This is a genomic window from Marmoricola endophyticus, assembly GCF_014644415.1.
GTDB lineage: Bacteria > Actinomycetota > Actinomycetes > Propionibacteriales > Nocardioidaceae > Marmoricola > Marmoricola endophyticus.
The window spans coordinates 2512424-2528523 of record NZ_BMKQ01000001.1; the positions used below are offsets into that span (position 1 = coordinate 2512424).

Genomic DNA, 16100 nt, shown 5'->3' on the forward strand with positions numbered 1-16100 from the left:
CTGTCCCCGGGAGTACGTCGCTATGCTCGCCGGGCGTGTTCGGCAGCAGGGCCGGTCACTGCGCCGCCCTAGCTCAGTCGGTAGAGCAATTCACTCGTAATGAATAGGTCGTCGGTTCGATTCCGACGGGCGGCTCCAGACACGTCCCTCCTGACCTGAGCGAACGCGGGTTGGGAGCAGGCAGGACGCCGCCCTTCTGTGATCGCTGCTCACCAGCGGCTCACCAGTGCCGCTGCCACCTCGGCCTGTTCTGCCGCACGCCGCGCTCCGCGCAGCCGTCCCGGCTGCGAGACAACACCACTCGAGGAGCCTGCCCTGAGCAGTCGCACAGCGGTCGGTGACCATCGGACACCCTGGACCAGACAGGTACCCAAGTGGTGGGGGAGAGCAGTGGATCGCGACGGGTGGGTGGGAGTCGCGCAGTGTGACAGTCCGCTTTGGTCGAGGACTCGTGTCTCAGGGATCAGACCGAATTCCTTAAACCTGAGTGACTAACTAGTGTTTGGTCCCCGCCCGCTGGTGGGGACCGACGGTCCACCACCTCGACCACGAGGAGCTATCCATGCGCCCCCGTCCGTACACACTCGTCGCTGCCGTTGCCGCCGTCGCGCTGTCCACCGTGGTGGCCGGTTGCGGGTCCGGGGGGTCAGGCTCCGGTGACGAGCTCGGCGTCGGCTACTTCCAGAGCGCCACGATCGGGCCGGAGGTGCTCGTCGCGGGCAACAAGGACCTGGCTGGCAAGGTCGACGGCACGTTCAAGCTCAACCCGATCGACTCGGGTGTGGCCGGGTTGGCCTCCCTGCGGGGAGGGGCCTTTCCCTTCATCTCCGGTGTCGGCAACCCGCCGGTGGTGGGCGCGATCGCGCAGAACACCAGGCTCAAGGTGATCTACGCCGAGTACTACGACGCCGCCCAGCTGATCGTGCCGTCCTCGGTCAAGACAAACGCCGACCTCGCAGGCAAGACGATCGGCGCGCTGCAGGGTTCCTCGGAGGACTTCGAGATCCGTGGGTGGCTGAAGACCCAGAAGCTTGAGAACAAGGTCAAGGTCGTCGGTTTCCCGAGCGAGGCGGCCATCGCGGCGGCGTACAAGGCGAAGAAGATCGACGCCGGTTACGTCGAGATCGCCCAAGCGCTGGACCTGAAGCAGAACGCCGGCGGGCGCCAAGTCGTCACCGCCGAGCAGATCGCCGAGCTCGGCTACCCCTCGGTCAACGTGCTCGCAGTGACCGACGACTTCGCGAAGAAGCACAAGAAGGTCGTCCAGCAGGTGGTGTGCCAGTTCGCCGAGGCGACCAAGATCTACACCGGCGGCCAGGCCGACAGCTATATCGAGAAGGCTGCCTCGACGGTCGGTGCCCCGGCCTCGCAGGCCGTCGACGCCACCACGGTGCTGCCCTTCGTGCCGGTCTCAGAGCAGGCCGAACAGCTTGCCCCGGGCGGCACGGTGGCGAAGGCCTACAAGCTGACCGGCCAGTTCCTCGTAGACCAGGGCCGTACGACGACCGTGCCCACCGACGCGCAGATCGCCGACCACATCGACAGCTCCTACGTGGAGCAGGCCGTCAAGGACGGGTGCGGCCAGTGAGCCGGGCGGCGATCCAGGTCGAGCCGACCGCCCAGGCGCCCGGCGCGGTCGCGATCCGCGGGGTCCGCAAGGGCTTCGCCGGACGGAGCCGGAAGTCGGCCGGCCGTCTGGCCCTCGACGGCTTCGACCTCGACGTGCGCGCCGGCGAGTTCCTGTGCCTGCTCGGGCCGTCGGGGTGCGGCAAGTCGACGCTGCTCAACATGCTCGCCGGCTTCTCCGCGGCGGACGCCGGCGAGATCAGTGTCGACGGCGAGCAGGTCCGCGGCCCGGGGCCCGAGCGCGGCGTGCTCTTCCAGACCCCGATGCTCTTCCCCTGGCTGACCACGCTGGACAACGTGCTCTACGGCCCGAAGGCACGCGGCGCCGAGCGCGGCGCCGCCCGCGCCGAGGCGCAGGAGCTGCTGCGGGTCGTCGGGCTGGAGTCCTCCAGCGAGTCCTACCCGCACGAGCTCTCCGGCGGCATGCGACACCGCGCCGCATTCGCTCGCGTGCTCGTCAACCGGCCCCGGCTGCTGCTGATGGACGAGCCGTTCGGCGCGCTCGACGCCATCACCCGCGTCGCCATGCAGCGCTTCTTGCTGCAGCTGTGGGAGCGCGACCGGATGACCGTCGTCTTCGTGACCCACGACGTGGAGGAGGCGGTGCTGCTCGGCGACCGGATCTGCGTGATGAGCGGGACGCCCGGGCGCACCCGGGCCGTCTTCGACGTCGACCTGCCCAGGCCGCGCGAGCTCGAGCTGACCGACACGGTCGAGTTCGCCCACCTCAAGCGACAGGTCCGCGAGGCCCTCGAGGGGAGCCACTGACATGGCCAGCACCACCGACACCCAGGTCGGCGCCGCGCCACTGCAGGCTGCCGAGGAGCAGCTGACCCTCGCCGGCGGGCGACGCGGCGCGTCGTACTCGCGGCTGCTGTGGGGTGCCGCCGGCATCGTGCTGTTCCTCCTCGGCTGGGAGGCGCTGGCCTACCTCCGCGACGATCCGGTGATCCTGCCGACCGTCCAGGAGACCGCTCGCACGTACGTCGACTATCTCGCCCGCCGCTACCCGGCCGCGGTGGGTGACACCCTGTGGCAGCACGCGCTGGTCAGCGTCGCCCGGATCGCCGCAGGCTGGGGCGTCGGCGTGCTGCTCGGAATCGCCGTGGGCGGGCTGATGTCGTCGGTGCCGCTCCTGCGGCACCTGATCGACCCGCTGATCGAGATCACCCGTCCGCTGCCGCCGCTGGCCTTCATACCGCTGTTCATCGTCTGGTTCGGGATCGGCGAGACCTCGAAGTTCCTGCTGATCCTCGTGGGCGTGGTGCCGATCATGATCATCGCGACCGTCGCCGCGCTCGACGCCGTGCCGCGCGAGCTCGAACAGGCCGGCCGGAGCCTGGGAGGCTCGCCGCTCCGGGTCCTGCTCACCGTACGGCTACGCAGCGCGCTGCCTTCGATCATCACCGGTATGCGGCTGGCCATGGGCGGCGCCTGGACCAGCATCGTGGCCGTCGAGCTGATCGCCGCGACCAGCGGACTGGGATACCTCATCAACAACGCCGGAGTGAACCTGCAGACACCACTGGTACTCAGCGGGATCGTGACCATCTCGATCCTCGGCATCGTCTTCGACACGCTGTTACGGCTGCTCCAACGCGCCGTCGACCCGACCCACCGCTGAACACGGAACGCTCCGGCACAGAAGGCACCAGTGGTTCGGCCCACACAGGCCAGAGGTGATCGGTTCCGGACGCCGGGTTCGGCAGACAAACACTTGTGAGCGACAAGACCCGTCGCGCGGCCGCATGGTGGCGGTCGCGCTCTCAGGGAGCTGTCTGGCCTTCGAAGCCGCGGGGTCCCGCAGCTGTTTGGCTTCATTGGTCAGAACATCTACCCGGGGCAAATCACAACCGGCGGACTCCGACCCCGCGCATCGACTGAGTCGACGGCGCCGGCCTCACCACAGAGCGTTCCTCTTTCGGCGAGTGGGGCTGAGTTGCAGGCCGGCAGGAGCGGGAGACGGGTTGTCGGTAGACCTGCCCCCTCCGCCAGTCCTTCAAGGAATGGCTCTGGGCGTGCCTGCTTTCGGGCAACCGGCCGAGCAGGGGCGCGTCTCAAGACGGCGGTTCGAGACGCTTGGACACGCCGCGGCCGACTTGCGGATCCGGTTCTCGGTTGATTGACACCGGTTCGGCGCCGTTGCCATCGCGACGGTCTCTGCCCTCGCGCTGTGGAGCGGCTCTTCGCGTGGCCGCCACGATCGACTCACCCCTGCAGAGGGGCCAGACACGCCACGCACACGTCAGAGTTGGCTCTGACGACCGGATAGAAGGAGATCTAGATGAGCAAGGTTGCCCTCGTGCTCGCTGCCGCTGGTGGATACGTCCTCGGCGCCCGCGCGGGCCGCGAACGGTACGAGCAGATCCGGACCCAGGCGCAGCACCTGTGGACGAGTCCGCGGGTGGAGAAGGCCAGGGGGGAGGCCCGCGACGCTGCTTCCGAGGCCGGTGCCCACGCGAAGGACAAGGTCACCGAGGCGAGCGGGCAGGCCAAGGAGAAGGTCGTCGAGGCGATCTCGCACGAGCCGAGCGGGAGTGGGACCTCCTCCTCGACGGGTGCGCATGCACCCACGCCGAACGACATGCCCGAGCACCCGGCAGCGCCGGGCAACGCCCTCGAGGACGGGGCGAGTGGGACCGACAGCACGGGTGGCCGGCATGAGTGAGCAGACACCGGGCACACGGTCCACGGCAGAGGAGTCCACCGGTCAGCTGGTCGCTCAGCTGGGCGACCAGCTCGGCACGCTGGTGCGAGCCGAGATGGAGCTGGCCCGCGCCGAGCTCACCGCGAGCGCCAAGCGTGCTGGTCTGGGAGCGGGCTTGTTCGGCACCGCGGGAGTGATCGGGCTGTACACGGTGGGCTGCGCTGTGGCCACCGCCATCCTGGCTCTGGCGCTGGTCGTCGACGCCTGGCTGGCGGCCCTGATCGTCACCGTGGTGCTCGCCTTGATCGCCGCGGTCGCGACCTTGATCGGCAAGAAGCAGATCGGTGCCGCGCCGGCACCGGTGCAGCACAGCGTGGCCAGCGTGAAGACCGACGTCGACATCGTCACCCACCACGAGCACGACGCGGACCGCGCGGAGGAGAGCAAGCCATGACCAGCGATCAGGAGCCGACCGGTTCAAGGCCCGTCGAGGAGATCGAGGCCGAGATCGCCGCCACTCGCCGCGATCTCGGCCAGACCGTCGAGGCGCTCGGCGAGCGCCTCGACGTCAAGTCCCGGGTCTCCGCCACCGTCCGTGCGGCACCTGGTCGAGCCCGCGCAGGCTTGACTCGCTCGGACGGGTCTGTGAGACCGGAGGCCGTGGCCGCTCTGGCTCTCATGGGCGCGGGCGTCGCGGCGATCATCGTCTGGCGTCGTCGACTGCGGTGACGCTCGCGGACACGACCACCCACCACACCAGCACGACGAGGAGTACCCCTGATGCCCCACGAAGAGACGACCAGCCGCTCGGCCAAGCTGCTGTACCGGCCGTTCGGAATCGCTACCAGCATCACCGCCGGCATCCTGGCCGGGCAGGTCTTCAAGCAGGTCTGGAAGCGCGGCACCGCCGGACCTGACGCCGACGCACCCAAGGCACTCGAGTCCGAGTACACCCTTCAGCAGGTCGTCATCGCCGCCGCCATCCAGGGCGCCATCTTCGCCTCGGTCAAGGCGCTCGCCGACCGCGCCGGTGCGCGGGCCTTCCAGCGCTGGACCGGCGAGTGGCCCGGTGACTAGAGCTGGCGACGACTACCTCGCCGGACCGGATGTCAGCGGTACAGCCGCCGGTGAGGAGCGGCACCGCCGCACGTCGGAGCGCCCGTGTGACTAGAGCGCGCGCGGGGTCACCTCTTCCGGGTGCCTGGCAGGAGGCCGCCGGCGTGGAGGGCGGCGGCCCACATCACGGGTTCCGCGAACAGCCTGACCAGGCGCTTGCGGTCGCTGTCGAGACCGACGCCGTCGCTGTGGTTGCGGAACTGGGAGATGTTGCCGGGGAAGACCGCGACGAGGAACGCCGTGGTCAGAGCGGCCATCTTCTCCCGCTCGCGAGGCAGAGCGACCAGGCCGAGGCCGAGAGCGATCTCGAAGGCGCCGGAGATGACGACGGCGTCGTCGGCGCTGATGGGCACCCAACCGGGGACTTGGGCCCGCCACGCCTTGCGGGCGAAGGTGAGGTGGGAGATGCCGGCGTAGGCCATGGCGGCGCCGCCGGCGTAGCGCACGACCTGCTGGCTGAGGGGCGGGGTGCTCACGATGCGTGGTCTCCTTGATGGGGTGGTCGGGCGTTGGTCGCGAGGAGCGGGGAGCTTCGGCAGACGGGTCAGTCCGGGATCTCGGCGAGGGTGCGCGGTTCGGAGGGTGTGATCGCGTTGGTCTCGAACCTCCACCGGCCGAGCTCGTCGTAGGCCTGCTTGCGGACCCGGTTGATCGAGCCCAGAGGACGGTGCGCGACGAGACCGTTCCACGGTCGCCCGCCGAGCCTGTCGTCGGCGTAGACCCGCCGTGCCGGGCTGAACGTCTCCTGCGCCGGAAGCTCGACGACCCCGACGCGGCGGTACGGGCTCAGCTCCTCGGACCACTCGACCGCGGCGTCCTCGACCGGCATCGCGTTCAGGTCGACGCACAGCTGCACTTCCAGGTCGAACCGCGCCGCACGCTCGGCCATGAACTCCCGCACCCACCGGTGCAGCACGTCGGGCGGGTCGCTACGTGAGACCTCCCGCCCGCCGAGAGCACGCATCTCCCCGGTCGCCGGCGTGAGCCGCAGCTTCGCGACATGATCGCCGTAGCGGAACGCCGACTGCGTGTAGTAGGTGTGCGCCAGCGGGTGGATGTTGGGGGTCCGCTCGAACAGCAGAGCGTCGAGGGTGCGCTGCTTGGCAACCGTGGTCACGTCGGTGAGCAGGTGGTGCCCGGCGTGCTTCTCCCGCTGACGGATCGAGGTGAGGTACGTCGTCGCGTCCCCGTCGGGGATGACCGGCCAGGTGTTGAACAGCCAGTCCTGGCTGGGCCAGCCCGGCTCGAGCTTCTCGCCGGGCACGCCGAGCACCTTCAGCGCCGCACCGCGGGCCCGGGCCGCGGTGTCGGGGTCGATCTGACCGGGCTCGCTGGCCAGGCGCAGCACGACCTCGTAGCTCGCCGGCGCGGCGAACATGCCCTGTGCCAGCTCGGGCGGCAGGTCGTCGGCCACGGTCAGGGTGCCCGTCGCAACGCCATGGGACTTCGCGTGCGTCCCGGACGCAGCGTGCCGGTGCTGGTCGAAGGCCTTCTCCATCGTCGCGCGCATCAGCTCGATCGTCTCGGCGATCACCGCCGCCTCGTCGTCCTGGAGCTGCTCGATGTCCTTGGAGTAGCGGATCGGTGTCGGCATCGTCGTCAGCCTAGGGCGGCGGTCCACAGGATCGCGGGTGCGGCCGGTCGCACCGGGCCCGAGGCTGTTCGCGCGATCTGCTGTCTGCCCACGGTCGGGCGGGGTGGCGACGTCTGCTTGCCGTCGGTCGTGGTCAGGTGTCGACGGGCCTGCGGCTGGCGACATCGTCCACGGTCTCCACGATGTTCTGCAGGTCGCTGATCAGAGCTCCGTAGACCGGCCAGAACAGCCCCGGCAGGCGCTCGTGGGAGAGCCGGGCGGCGAGGTCGCGAAGCCGGTCGTCGAGGTGCCCGACCTCGGCGTCGGGATCGGCGACCCGGCGACCGGTGTCGGCCAAGAGGTCCAGCCACGGTCCGCGGAAGTCGGGGTCCCACTCCTGCGCCGTTCGGGTCGCGGTGTCGACGGTGCGCGCGATCGCCCTCAGCTGCGCCACCCCGTCCTCGAGCCGGCGGAGCACCTGCTCGTACGTCGTCTGGTCCCCCACCGTCGACGACACCAGCCGGCGCGGGTTCCACCAGCTCGACTCGCGTGCGTGCCTGACCAGCTGCCAGCCGGTGTCGATCCGGGTGTCCATGTCCCTCGTGGAGTCGATCCAGGCCTGCGAGCGCTCCTCGGTCCAGGAGTCACGCATCTCGCGGGCCATCTGCTGCATCAGCTCGCCCATCTCCGCGTTGATCTGGTCGACCAGCTGCTGAGCGCTGCGGTCGTTGATCGGCGGCAGCACGACGAGGTTGACCATCACGCCCACCCCGACTCCGAGCAGGACGTCGAGGAGGCGGTCGGTGAGCATGACTTGGCGGTCCTGGTCACCCGCGGTGAGGACGAAGAGGGCTGTCGTGGCGACGGTGACCCCCTCGTCGCGCAGCACGCCCAGGCGCGCGAGCCCGAGCCCGACCAGCAGCGCCGCGCCCAGGGCCCACACGGACGGGCCGAGGGCCAGGACCGCCCCGTAGGCCACGGCGATGCCGAGCACCGTCGCCGCCACCGACTGCGCGCCACGGGCCAAGCTGCGGTAGACGGTCGCGTGGACCGTGAGCAGCGCCGTCCAGGGGGCGAGGAAGGCCTGGCCCAGGTCGAGAACCCGGTCGGCGAGCAGCCAGGCGGCGACGGCGGCCACCACGGCCTTGACCACCTGGGTCGCGTCGGTCTGCACGGCAGGTGTCGCCGCTGTGCGTCGCGCCGCGTCCCAGGCGCGGATGGCCACGGTGGTCACGATCCGGTGCGCGCCTCGTTCTGCACCGCCGCCAGCAGCTGGACCGCGGTCTCGAAGACCGCGTCCGCGCCCGCGTCGAGAAGCTCTTGGGCGCCGAACCCGCCGGTGAGCACCCCCACGGCCCGGTGACCGCCGCGACGCGCAGCCTGCATGTCGTACACCGCATCGCCGACGACGAGGGCCTTCCTGCCTTCAACCCTCGCCACCGCGACATCAACGATCTGCGAGTCGGGCTTGGACGCCTCGGCGTCGTCGTTCGCGGCGACGGCGTCCGAGCGGTCGTTGCCCTCGACCGTGGCGAGCAGTCGGCGCGTCTGCTCCGCGGACCCGGAGCTGGCCACCACCACCCGGAGCCCCAAGTCCCCCAGACCCCGCAGCAGGTCGGCCGCACCCGGGAGCGGCTGGACGCGGTCGAGCAGCGCCCAGAACGCCTCGTCGTGCCGGCTGCGCACCTCGTCGCCGTACGACGTCTCCACCTCGTCGCCGGCCACGGCTGCCACCAGCCGGTCCCCGCCCATCCCGATGGCGCGGTGGATGCGCCACGACGGCACGGCGACGCCGACCGCGTCGAACGCGTCACCCCAGGTGCGCACGTGGTGGTAGACGGTGTCGACCAGGGTGCCGTCGACGTCGAGCACGACGGTGTCCACTCCGCTCAGCGAGAAGCGCATCCGACGATGCTGTCAGCCTCCGACCCGTGGCCAGCACCCCTCATCGGGGTGAGTGGGAACCCACTCGCGCACGGGTAAGACGAGGCATGGACACACCGAATGCCGAGCACACTCGCCCGAGCGGCGTCAGCGACGAGACCGTCGAGGCGGTGGACACCTTCACCCGGGCCCTGGAGACGATCGAGGTCGCGCGCGGCCACCTGATGCAGTTCCACCGGCTCACGGGCACCGGCGACACCCAGCTGCGCGAGTCGGTCGAGCAGCTTCGTGCCGCGGGGCACCGCCAGCTCGCCGACGACGTCGAACGGCACCTGGTGGGACGCAACGTGCTCGAGGGGCGCTGGACCTTCCAGCTCGTCGAGGAGTACGACGACCACTACTTCTCGCTGTGGCGCGAGCTGGAGGCGCGCGCCCGCGAGGAGCTCCTCGGCGGACGCCGTCACCTGCTGGAGGCGGAGATGAAGGAGGCCAACCGCACCCACGGTCACCCGCGGCACACCGCTGCCCCGGCCGACGGGGCCTGAGCCGGGGACTGGTGCACCGAACGCGCGGTCAGTCCCGTCGCCACGGACGCGGGCCGAGCGACCTCAGCGCCGCACGGGCAGCGCTGGCACCCGGGGCGCCGTGCACACCTCCGCCCGGGTGAGCCGACGCGGAGGCCAGGAACAGGCCCGGCACGCCGGTGGCGGGACGGCCCAGCATGGCGGGCACGGGGCGGAACACGACATCCTGGTGCAGCTGCGAGGTCCCGCCGTTGATCGCACCACCGTCGAGGTTCGCGTCGCGGGCCTGGAGGTCGTTCGGGCCGAGCACGCGGCGCGACACAACGCGTTCGCCGAAACCGGGCGCCCGCTCCTCCAGGCGTGCCTGCACCCGGTCGGCGAAGCGCTCGCACTCGCTGCGGTCCCAGCGTCCGGTCAGGTCGCCGCCTCCCGCGTCGCCACGTGTCTGCCCGGGCCGGGGGACGTGCGTGTAGGCCCACAGCGACTCGGTGCCGGCCGGCGATCGCGTCGGGTCGCTCGTGCTCATCTGCCCGGCCAGCAGGAAGGGCCGCTCCGGCACCAGGCCAGCGGCGACCTGCGCGGCGGCCAGAGCCATCTCCTCGACCGAGTCGGCCAGATGCACGGTCCCGGGTGCGCTCTCCGGTGCGCAGCGCCACGGGACCGGGCCGGAGAGCGCCCAGTCGACCTTCACCGTGCCCGGGTCCAGCTCGAAGCCACGGATCTGGCGACGTACCGCGGCCGGGACGTCGCCCGGATCGAGCAGCTGCCCGAACAGCGCGGGTGCGGTGACGTCGGCCAATACTGCCCGCCCCGCTCGGTAGGTCGCACCGTCCTCGGTCTCCACACCGCTCGCGCGGCCGCCCTCGACCCGGATCCGTCTGACCCGGCGGCCCGTGCGGACCTCTCCGCCGGCCGTGGTGAGCCGGCGGACGAGGGCGTCGGTGAGCCGGCCGGCGCCGCCGCGCGGGACGGGGAACCCGACCTCCTGGGCGAGCATCGTCATCATCAGGCCGAACGCGGCGGATCCCGGCGAGGTCGGCGGGATGTCGCTGTGTCCCGCGTTGCCGGCCAGCAGCAGCCCGGGTGCCGGTCCGTCGAACCGGTGCCGCGCCATCGAGAGCACCGGCCCGAGCATGTCCCGTACGAGCGGCAGACCGCCCGCGGCGGGAAGCCGGCGCAGGAGGCGTGACCCGTGGCGTAGCGGGGGGAAGGGCGCGGTGAAGGCGTCGACCAGCGGCCCACCGATCCGGTCCCAGGTACGGCACAGCGCCAGCCAGGCGTCACCGTCCCCGGAGCACAGCTCGTCCAGCCCGGCGGCGGTGCGCTCGCGGTCGGGGTGGATCAGCGCCCACCGGCCGTCAGGCAGCGGGTGGCCGAGGGCCGCCGGCGGGTGGACCCACTCCAGTCCGTGGTCCTCGAGCCGGAGCGAGGTGAGAGGCGCCGAGACCGCGGCGAAGGGGTAGAAGGCGCTGAAGGTGTCGTGGACGAAGTCCGGGTGCACCTCGCGGTCGCTGCGGACCGCACCACCGGGGATCTGCTGCTCCTCGAGGATCAGGACGGACCACCCGGCGTCGGCCAGGTGGTTGGCGGCGACGAGGCCGTTGTGCCCGGCGCCGACGACGACGGCGTCGTACGCCTGCGAGGTCACGAGCCGGTCGCCGCCCTGCCCTCGCACACGAGCGCGAGTCGTCGCAGCGTCTCGGCGTTTCGCCACCGGATCTGTGGCGAGCGCACGGGCCGCGGCACGAGGAGGCCCGGTCCGCTGGTCACGTCCTCGCTGATCCGTACGCGGGTGACTTCCTGCCCGGCGTGGTGCTCCCCCGCGAGGTCGAGCACCACCTCGGCCGCACCCAGCGGCCACCCGTGTGCCCGCAACCGGAGACGGCGCCCTGGCTCCGCCTCGAGCACCTCGGTCACGTCGTCGACGAGCAGCGGCCAGGCCCCGACCGAGTGGTGCAGCCGGGCGCCGGGCGCCGGCCAGGTCCGGTCGACCGACCTCATCCGCGATGCGCCGACAACGAAGAGCGGGTAGAGCCACCCGTCGCACAGCACGTCCCACACCTGCCCGGGGCGGACGCCGACGACCCGTTCGCAGTGGTTCATCGGTCCATCGAGGCGTGCGCCACCGAGATGGGGCGCGACGCGATGCGGTCGAGGACGCGGTCTCGCAGGTCCTCGAGCTCGTCGTGCACCATGAGTGCCTCGGACGCGCGCCGCTCAACGCGGCGGTGCCACGCGTCGTGCAGTCGTGCGTCGGCGACGGCGGCGCCGCAGCTCGTGCACACCCGGAGAGTCGCCTGCGGCTCGCGCCGGGGGACAGTGACGTCCTCGTCGTTCCTGGTGGTCATGGAGCGCCTCCCCTAGGTGTCGTGCCGCCACCATTGACGTTCTCCCGAACATCGTCGGACTCACCCACCCGATGAGGTGAGCGCGCCGGCAGGTCCGAGGTCGTCAGCGCGCAGGTCGGTCCAGCCGGAAACCGTGGTCGATGCCCCACAGGACCGCGTTCGAACGGTCCGCCACACCCATCGTGCGGTAGGCGGAGCGGACGTAGGTCTTGATGGTGTTGACGCCCAGGTAGAGGGACGCGGCGATCTCCTTGTTGCTCATGCCCTCGACGATCAGGGCGACGACCTCCGACTCCCGCTCTGTGAGTCCCTCCCGCTTGCCGGGCCAGAGCCGCTCGACCGGGGTTGGCTCTGCCTCTGCCCGCTGTGTCGCCTCGACTGTGGTCGTGGGCCCCGAGTAGGTCCCGGTGGCGTGGATCTCCTCGAGAGCCGCGACGAGGGCCTCGCCACCGAGCCACTTCGGGACCGCGATCGTCCTGACGGCGTCGTCCTCCGCGGGCAGGTGGTCGTCCGCACCTGGCTGGCCCTTCCAGTCGTACTGCACGACGTAGCGAGGTGCCCACCCCCGACCGAGGAACTCCGACCAGTGCCGGTCCGCGACGCCTGCGCCGTACATGTCGTACAGCACGAGGTCGACAGCCTGCCCCGGCTTCGCGTCGGTGCCGACCTCCTCGATCCGCACGCGATCGGGGAATCGACGCAGCATGCCGGCCAGGCCCTCGACCACCAGCTCGTGGTCGTTGAGGACCGCGACGCGGACGGGACCCGAGGTGGGCAGCGCAGCCACGTCGGCGCCACCGTCGGACGAGCTGCTGCGGGCCATGTCGCGGGACTCCTGAGGTCGAGCGGCTGCCACCGGGCAGGCTGCCACGCTGCCTCCACTGTCACGCCGACCCGTGACCGCGAGCAACTCGACGACCGCGGCGGCCCCTCACGCCGACGCCTCGAGCAGCACCAGCACGCCCCGGTCGTACGAGCGGGTCTCGCGCACGCAGAGGTCGAGCTGCTCGGCCATCGTGCCGAGACTCTCGACCTGGCTGCGTGATCCGAGCTGCAGCACCGCCGCCCCCTGCGGCGCCAAGTGCCGGGCGATCACACTCAGGCACGTACGCGCCACGGTCAACCCGTCGGCACCCCCGTCGATGGCACTGAGCGGGTCCTCAGGGAACCGCGACACCGCCGAGCTGATCACCCACGGCGGGTCGGCGGTCACGAGCGGAAACGTCTCGCCCTCCTCGAGCGCGGTCGACAGATCCTGCTGCCGGACCTCGACCCGGGCGTCGAGCCCGGCGCGCTCGGCGTTGCGGCGCAGGTGCCCAGCCGCGGCGGCTGAGGACTCGACGCACACCAGCTCCCGGCCGGTCTCGCACGCCGCCAGCAGTCCGATCTGGCCGGCGCCGGTGCAGAGCTCGAGAACGGGGCCCGGCGCGCTGCTGGCGGACAGCTCCGCGATCCAGCGGCTCTGAGCGGTGGTCCACTCTCGTGGCGCCAGGACTCGGTGGTCGTAGCCGATGACCAGCCCGCCGAATTCGACCTGCTGCTCGACGGGGGCGCTCACGAGGATGCCCTTCGTGCTCGGGCCACGGCCTGGTGCGTGCTGTCGCACCACGGCATGCGCTGCGACCTCTCGCACGCACACAGCGCCACCACCGGCCGGGTGACCGGGTGGGCAACCCCCTGCTCGTCCACCACGTCCTCGGCACCCCGGACCAGCACGGGGCCGCCGGGACACGCCTCGGTACGCACCGCCGTGCCGCGCGGCTGCGCCGTCATCAGCCGGCCCTCTCGGCACGGTCGTCCGACGCCCCCCACCGGCCGAGCAGCTCCTCGGCCGCGAGCCGGTCGAGGTGCAGGCAGCAGGCGGCACCGAACAGCACCTCGCTCCGCAGCTCGGGTCGTTCGACGACCAGGCTCCCGCACAGGTCGCGCGCGGCGACCTGCTCGTGCACCGCGTCGGCCTCGACGTGCTCGTCGAAGTAGGCGGCGACCTCCGGGCCGAGGCCCACCCTCTCGATGCCGGCCGCGATCTTGCGGGACGGGACCGAGCTCGAGGCCTCGAACACCGCGAAGTGCCCGGCCCCGGCCGGGACCAGACGGCGATTGAGCGCCAGCATGCTGGGCAGGTTGGCCAGGGCCAACGACGTCGCCCCGACGTCGGGAAGGTAGGCGCCCCACGAGTCGTCGAGCCCGGCGCCGCGCATCGTGCGCGCGTAGAGGTCCTGGTGCAACCGGTCGGCGCGACCGGCACCGTACTCGTCGTACTGGATCTCGGCCAGCGCCACCTTGGCCGCCCCCCGCAGACGCGGGAGCATGAACGACTGGGCGTCGGCCTCGGCCAGCTGCTGCACGCTCCGCTCGCGCAGGTAGTCGAGCACGTGCTCGCGCGTCGCGTGCCGGTGCAGGTACGCCGCGACCGAGGGGCCGTCGTCCACGGCGACCATCGCCAGCAGCAGCTCCTCGACCGGGGTGCCTGCGTCGGTGACCGCGAGCCGCTCGCGGGTCGCGCTGCGGAGCTCGGCCTCGAAGGCCGACTCGAGCCCTCTCCGAAGGGTCACCACCGCCGGTGACCACTCGAGGTCGTCGTCGACGTCGTCGTAGCCCCGGTAGGAGAGCTGGTGGATCAGCCACAGCGCGAGCTGGGCATCGAGGTCCTCGGTGAACGAGCCGGCCTCGGGCAGCTCCAGCGGTCCAGGGGCGCGATGTGCCCCACGGAGCAGCGCGTGCGCCCGCCGGCTGAGCGGACCGACCGGGTCGGGGAGCAGCATCGTCGCGCTCACTCAGGACCCGGGCGTGAAGACGACCTTCACGGTGCCATCGGTCTTCGCCTGGAACTGCTGGTACGCCTGTGCGGCCTGCGAGAGCGGCATCCGGTGGGTGGCGAAGTCCTCGGTCCCGAGGGGGTCGCCGTCCACGAGCAGCGGCATGATGTCGTCCACCCACCGTTTGACGTTGGCCTGCCCCATCCGCAGCTGCACCTGCTTGTCGAACATCGTCAGCAGCGGCATCGGATCGGCCTGACCCCCGTACACGCCGATCAGCGAGATGGTGCCGCCGCGACGGACGGCGTCGATCGCGGTGTAGATGGCGGCCATCCGGTCCACACCGGCCACGCTCATGATCGGAGCCGAGACGGCGGCGGGCAGCGCGTTGAACAGCTTCTGCCCCAGCTCGGCCACCCGCGACCCGTGCGCCTCCATGCCGACGGCGTCGATCACCGAGTCGGCGCCGCGGCCGGACGTGCGTGAGCGCACCTCTTCACCGATGTCGTCGACGGCGTCGAGGTCGAGCACCTCGGCACCGCGCGCGGCGGCCCGGGCCCGTCGCTCCGGCACGCGGTCCACAGCGATCACGCGCAGCCCTCGATGGGTGGCGATCCGCACCGCCATGTCGCCGATCGGTCCGAGCCCGAGAACCAGCAGAGTCCCACCCTCGGGGACCTCGGCGTACTCCACCGACTGCCAGGCGGTGGGCAGCACGTCGGAGAGGAAGAGGAACCGGCCGTCGGGCGGGCCCTCGGGGACCTTGATCGGCATGAACTGCGCCTGCGGTACGCGCAGGTACTCCGCCTGGCCGCCTGGCACCTCGCCGTAGAGCTTGCTGAATCCGAACAGCGCCGCGCCCATGCCCTGGTCCCGGACCTGAGTGGTCTCGCACTGCGTGTGCAGACCGCGCTGGCACATCCAGCAGGCACCGCAGCAGATCTGGAAGGGCAGCACCACCCGGTCCCCCACCTTCAGGTCGCCGGCCTCGGCGCCGACCTCTTCGACGACTCCCATGGGCTCGTGCCCCAGCACGTCGCCCTTGCCCATGAACGGGGCGAGTGTCTCGTACAGGTGCAGGTCGGAGCCGCACAGGCCGCTCGACGTCACCCGCACGATCGCGTCGCTCGGCTCCTCGAGGACGGGGTCGGGGACCTCCTCCACCCGCACGTCGCGCTTGCCATGCCACGTCACTGCCTGCATCCGGGGTCTCCCACCGCTCGTCGACTCGTGTCCACCCGAGCGATACCCACCCGCCGAGAGCGGCTACTCCCCTCATGGGGTGAGTGGCGAGGGTCGTGCGCGCATGGTCCGCTGCTGGTGGCAGTTGGGTGGCAGTTGCCGGGTCGTTAGGGGTGTCGTACGGTGTGGCTCTCGTGATGTTTCTGCAGGTCAGAGGGCTGCTGTGGAGTCACGTGGAGTCGCTGCGAAGCACTCGTAATGAATAGGTCGTCGGTTCGATTCCGACGGGCGGCTCCGGTTGTCTTCAGCGCAGGCCGAGCGCGCCGCGGAGCTCTAGCACATGAACGTCTCCTGCGGCCGGTGCGCGTCAGCACTGTCTCCAGTTGTTCCGTCGACACGCCGTACTCTCCGTGCTCTGGGCGGTGGACCCGGCTGCGAGAC

Annotated in this window: 20 protein-coding genes and 1 tRNA gene; 9 read left to right on the forward strand and 12 right to left on the reverse strand. The window is 71.2% G+C overall.

Annotated elements, in window-relative coordinates; all coding sequences use genetic code 11:
- Window positions 1–62 precede the first annotated feature (62 nt).
- The 8 genes from IEX42_RS12320 to IEX42_RS12355 all read left to right on the forward strand — a co-directional run bounded on the left by IEX42_RS12320 (window position 63) and on the right by IEX42_RS12355 (window position 5350).
- Window positions 63–138 (forward strand) — tRNA-Thr (locus tag IEX42_RS12320).
- 424 nt (window positions 139–562) lie between these two features.
- Complete coding sequence (locus tag IEX42_RS12325) at window positions 563–1588, forward strand: ABC transporter substrate-binding protein (protein ID WP_188780031.1); 1026 nt, start codon at window positions 563–565, stop codon at window positions 1586–1588.
- Window positions 1585–2394: an ABC transporter ATP-binding protein gene (locus IEX42_RS12330; RefSeq protein ID WP_229660826.1), complete on the forward strand. Its 810-nt coding sequence runs from the start codon at window positions 1585–1587 to the stop codon at window positions 2392–2394. The genes IEX42_RS12325 and IEX42_RS12330 overlap by 4 nt, the downstream gene beginning before the upstream one ends.
- Window position 2395: 1 nt before the next feature.
- Window positions 2396–3250 (forward strand): ABC transporter permease, encoded by an 855-nt coding sequence (locus tag IEX42_RS12335; protein ID WP_188780032.1) that lies wholly within the window; start codon window positions 2396–2398, stop codon window positions 3248–3250.
- 660 nt (window positions 3251–3910) lie between these two features.
- Window positions 3911–4294 (forward strand): YtxH domain-containing protein, encoded by a 384-nt coding sequence (locus IEX42_RS12340; RefSeq protein WP_188780033.1) that lies wholly within the window; start codon window positions 3911–3913, stop codon window positions 4292–4294.
- Window positions 4287–4727: a phage holin family protein gene (locus tag IEX42_RS12345; RefSeq protein WP_188780034.1), complete on the forward strand. Its 441-nt coding sequence runs from the start codon at window positions 4287–4289 to the stop codon at window positions 4725–4727. Before IEX42_RS12340 ends, IEX42_RS12345 begins: the two co-directional genes overlap by 8 nt.
- The gene (locus IEX42_RS12350) at window positions 4724–5002 is read left to right on the forward strand and encodes a DUF3618 domain-containing protein (protein ID WP_188780035.1); all 279 of its coding nucleotides are present in this window, start codon (window positions 4724–4726) and stop codon (window positions 5000–5002) included. The genes IEX42_RS12345 and IEX42_RS12350 overlap by 4 nt, the downstream gene beginning before the upstream one ends.
- Before the next feature lie 51 nt (window positions 5003–5053).
- Window positions 5054–5350, forward strand: coding sequence for a DUF4235 domain-containing protein (locus tag IEX42_RS12355; protein WP_188780036.1), 297 nt, complete (start codon window positions 5054–5056; stop codon window positions 5348–5350).
- A 107-nt stretch (window positions 5351–5457) separates the two neighbouring features.
- Here IEX42_RS12355 and IEX42_RS12360 read toward each other — a convergent pair whose 3' ends face one another.
- From IEX42_RS12360 to IEX42_RS12375, 4 genes are all read right to left on the reverse strand, one after another.
- Window positions 5458–5865: a DoxX family protein gene (locus IEX42_RS12360; protein WP_188780037.1), complete on the reverse strand. Its 408-nt coding sequence runs from the start codon at window positions 5863–5865 to the stop codon at window positions 5458–5460.
- A 68-nt stretch (window positions 5866–5933) separates the two neighbouring features.
- Window positions 5934–6983: a catalase family protein gene (locus IEX42_RS12365; protein ID WP_188780038.1), complete on the reverse strand. Its 1050-nt coding sequence runs from the start codon at window positions 6981–6983 to the stop codon at window positions 5934–5936.
- Window positions 6984–7116: 133 nt separating this feature from the next.
- Entirely contained in the window at window positions 7117–8196 is a 1080-nt protein-coding gene (locus tag IEX42_RS12370; protein ID WP_188780039.1) for an FUSC family protein, read from the reverse strand.
- A complete protein-coding gene (locus tag IEX42_RS12375; protein WP_188780040.1) occupies window positions 8193–8867 on the reverse strand; it encodes an HAD family hydrolase in 675 nt (224 codons plus the stop codon). The genes IEX42_RS12370 and IEX42_RS12375 overlap by 4 nt, the downstream gene beginning before the upstream one ends.
- Window positions 8868–8953: 86 nt before the next feature.
- Between IEX42_RS12375 and IEX42_RS12380 the strand changes: the two genes are divergently transcribed.
- Entirely contained in the window at window positions 8954–9391 is a 438-nt protein-coding gene (locus IEX42_RS12380; RefSeq protein ID WP_188780041.1) for a hypothetical protein, read from the forward strand.
- Window positions 9392–9419: 28 nt separating this feature from the next.
- On the opposite strand, the gene IEX42_RS12385 is transcribed toward IEX42_RS12380, so the two are convergent.
- The 8 genes from IEX42_RS12385 to IEX42_RS12420 all read right to left on the reverse strand — a co-directional run bounded on the left by IEX42_RS12385 (window position 9420) and on the right by IEX42_RS12420 (window position 15680).
- Complete coding sequence (locus IEX42_RS12385; RefSeq protein WP_188780042.1) at window positions 9420–11018, reverse strand: phytoene desaturase family protein; 1599 nt, start codon at window positions 11016–11018, stop codon at window positions 9420–9422.
- Window positions 11015–11473, reverse strand: coding sequence for an SRPBCC family protein (locus IEX42_RS12390; protein ID WP_188780043.1), 459 nt, complete (start codon window positions 11471–11473; stop codon window positions 11015–11017). The genes IEX42_RS12385 and IEX42_RS12390 overlap by 4 nt, the downstream gene beginning before the upstream one ends.
- Window positions 11470–11718 carry a hypothetical protein gene (locus IEX42_RS12395; RefSeq protein WP_188780044.1) on the reverse strand — a complete coding sequence of 83 codons (249 nt, stop codon included), beginning with the start codon at window positions 11716–11718 and terminating at the stop codon, window positions 11470–11472. The genes IEX42_RS12390 and IEX42_RS12395 overlap by 4 nt, the downstream gene beginning before the upstream one ends.
- 103 nt (window positions 11719–11821) lie before the next feature.
- Window positions 11822–12541, reverse strand: coding sequence for a response regulator transcription factor (locus IEX42_RS12400; protein ID WP_188780045.1), 720 nt, complete (start codon window positions 12539–12541; stop codon window positions 11822–11824).
- Window positions 12542–12649: 108 nt separating this feature from the next.
- Window positions 12650–13276 carry an RsmD family RNA methyltransferase gene (locus tag IEX42_RS12405; RefSeq protein WP_229660827.1) on the reverse strand — a complete coding sequence of 209 codons (627 nt, stop codon included), beginning with the start codon at window positions 13274–13276 and terminating at the stop codon, window positions 12650–12652.
- Window positions 13273–13491 carry a CDGSH iron-sulfur domain-containing protein gene (locus tag IEX42_RS12410; RefSeq protein WP_188780046.1) on the reverse strand — a complete coding sequence of 73 codons (219 nt, stop codon included), beginning with the start codon at window positions 13489–13491 and terminating at the stop codon, window positions 13273–13275. The genes IEX42_RS12405 and IEX42_RS12410 overlap by 4 nt, the downstream gene beginning before the upstream one ends.
- Complete coding sequence (locus tag IEX42_RS12415; protein WP_188780047.1) at window positions 13491–14495, reverse strand: iron-containing redox enzyme family protein; 1005 nt, start codon at window positions 14493–14495, stop codon at window positions 13491–13493. The genes IEX42_RS12410 and IEX42_RS12415 overlap by 1 nt, the downstream gene beginning before the upstream one ends.
- Entirely contained in the window at window positions 14496–15680 is a 1185-nt protein-coding gene (locus tag IEX42_RS12420; RefSeq protein WP_188780048.1) for an alcohol dehydrogenase catalytic domain-containing protein, read from the reverse strand.
- Window positions 15681–16100 lie beyond the last annotated feature (420 nt).

Excerpts from the sequence above, each read along its gene's own strand:
- IEX42_RS12400 (WP_188780045.1), bottom strand. The coding sequence starts at position 12,541 with ATGGCCCGCAGCAGCTCGTCCGACGGTGGCGCCGACGTGGCTGCGCTG.
- IEX42_RS12395 (WP_188780044.1), bottom strand. The coding sequence starts at position 11,718 with ATGACCACCAGGAACGACGAGGACGTCACTGTCCCCCGGCGCGAGCCG.
- IEX42_RS12365 (WP_188780038.1), bottom strand. The coding sequence starts at position 6,983 with ATGCCGACACCGATCCGCTACTCCAAGGACATCGAGCAGCTCCAGGAC.
- IEX42_RS12420 (WP_188780048.1), bottom strand. The coding sequence starts at position 15,680 with ATGCAGGCAGTGACGTGGCATGGCAAGCGCGACGTGCGGGTGGAGGAG.
- IEX42_RS12340 (WP_188780033.1), top strand. The coding sequence starts at position 3,911 with ATGAGCAAGGTTGCCCTCGTGCTCGCTGCCGCTGGTGGATACGTCCTC.
- IEX42_RS12380 (WP_188780041.1), top strand. The coding sequence starts at position 8,954 with ATGGACACACCGAATGCCGAGCACACTCGCCCGAGCGGCGTCAGCGAC.
- IEX42_RS12350 (WP_188780035.1), top strand. The coding sequence starts at position 4,724 with ATGACCAGCGATCAGGAGCCGACCGGTTCAAGGCCCGTCGAGGAGATC.
- IEX42_RS12335 (WP_188780032.1), top strand. The coding sequence starts at position 2,396 with ATGGCCAGCACCACCGACACCCAGGTCGGCGCCGCGCCACTGCAGGCT.
- IEX42_RS12345 (WP_188780034.1), top strand. The coding sequence starts at position 4,287 with ATGAGTGAGCAGACACCGGGCACACGGTCCACGGCAGAGGAGTCCACC.
- IEX42_RS12375 (WP_188780040.1), bottom strand. The coding sequence starts at position 8,867 with ATGCGCTTCTCGCTGAGCGGAGTGGACACCGTCGTGCTCGACGTCGAC.
- IEX42_RS12355 (WP_188780036.1), top strand. The coding sequence starts at position 5,054 with ATGCCCCACGAAGAGACGACCAGCCGCTCGGCCAAGCTGCTGTACCGG.
- IEX42_RS12390 (WP_188780043.1), bottom strand. The coding sequence starts at position 11,473 with ATGAACCACTGCGAACGGGTCGTCGGCGTCCGCCCCGGGCAGGTGTGG.
- IEX42_RS12410 (WP_188780046.1), bottom strand. The coding sequence starts at position 13,491 with ATGACGGCGCAGCCGCGCGGCACGGCGGTGCGTACCGAGGCGTGTCCC.
- IEX42_RS12325 (WP_188780031.1), top strand. The coding sequence starts at position 563 with ATGCGCCCCCGTCCGTACACACTCGTCGCTGCCGTTGCCGCCGTCGCG.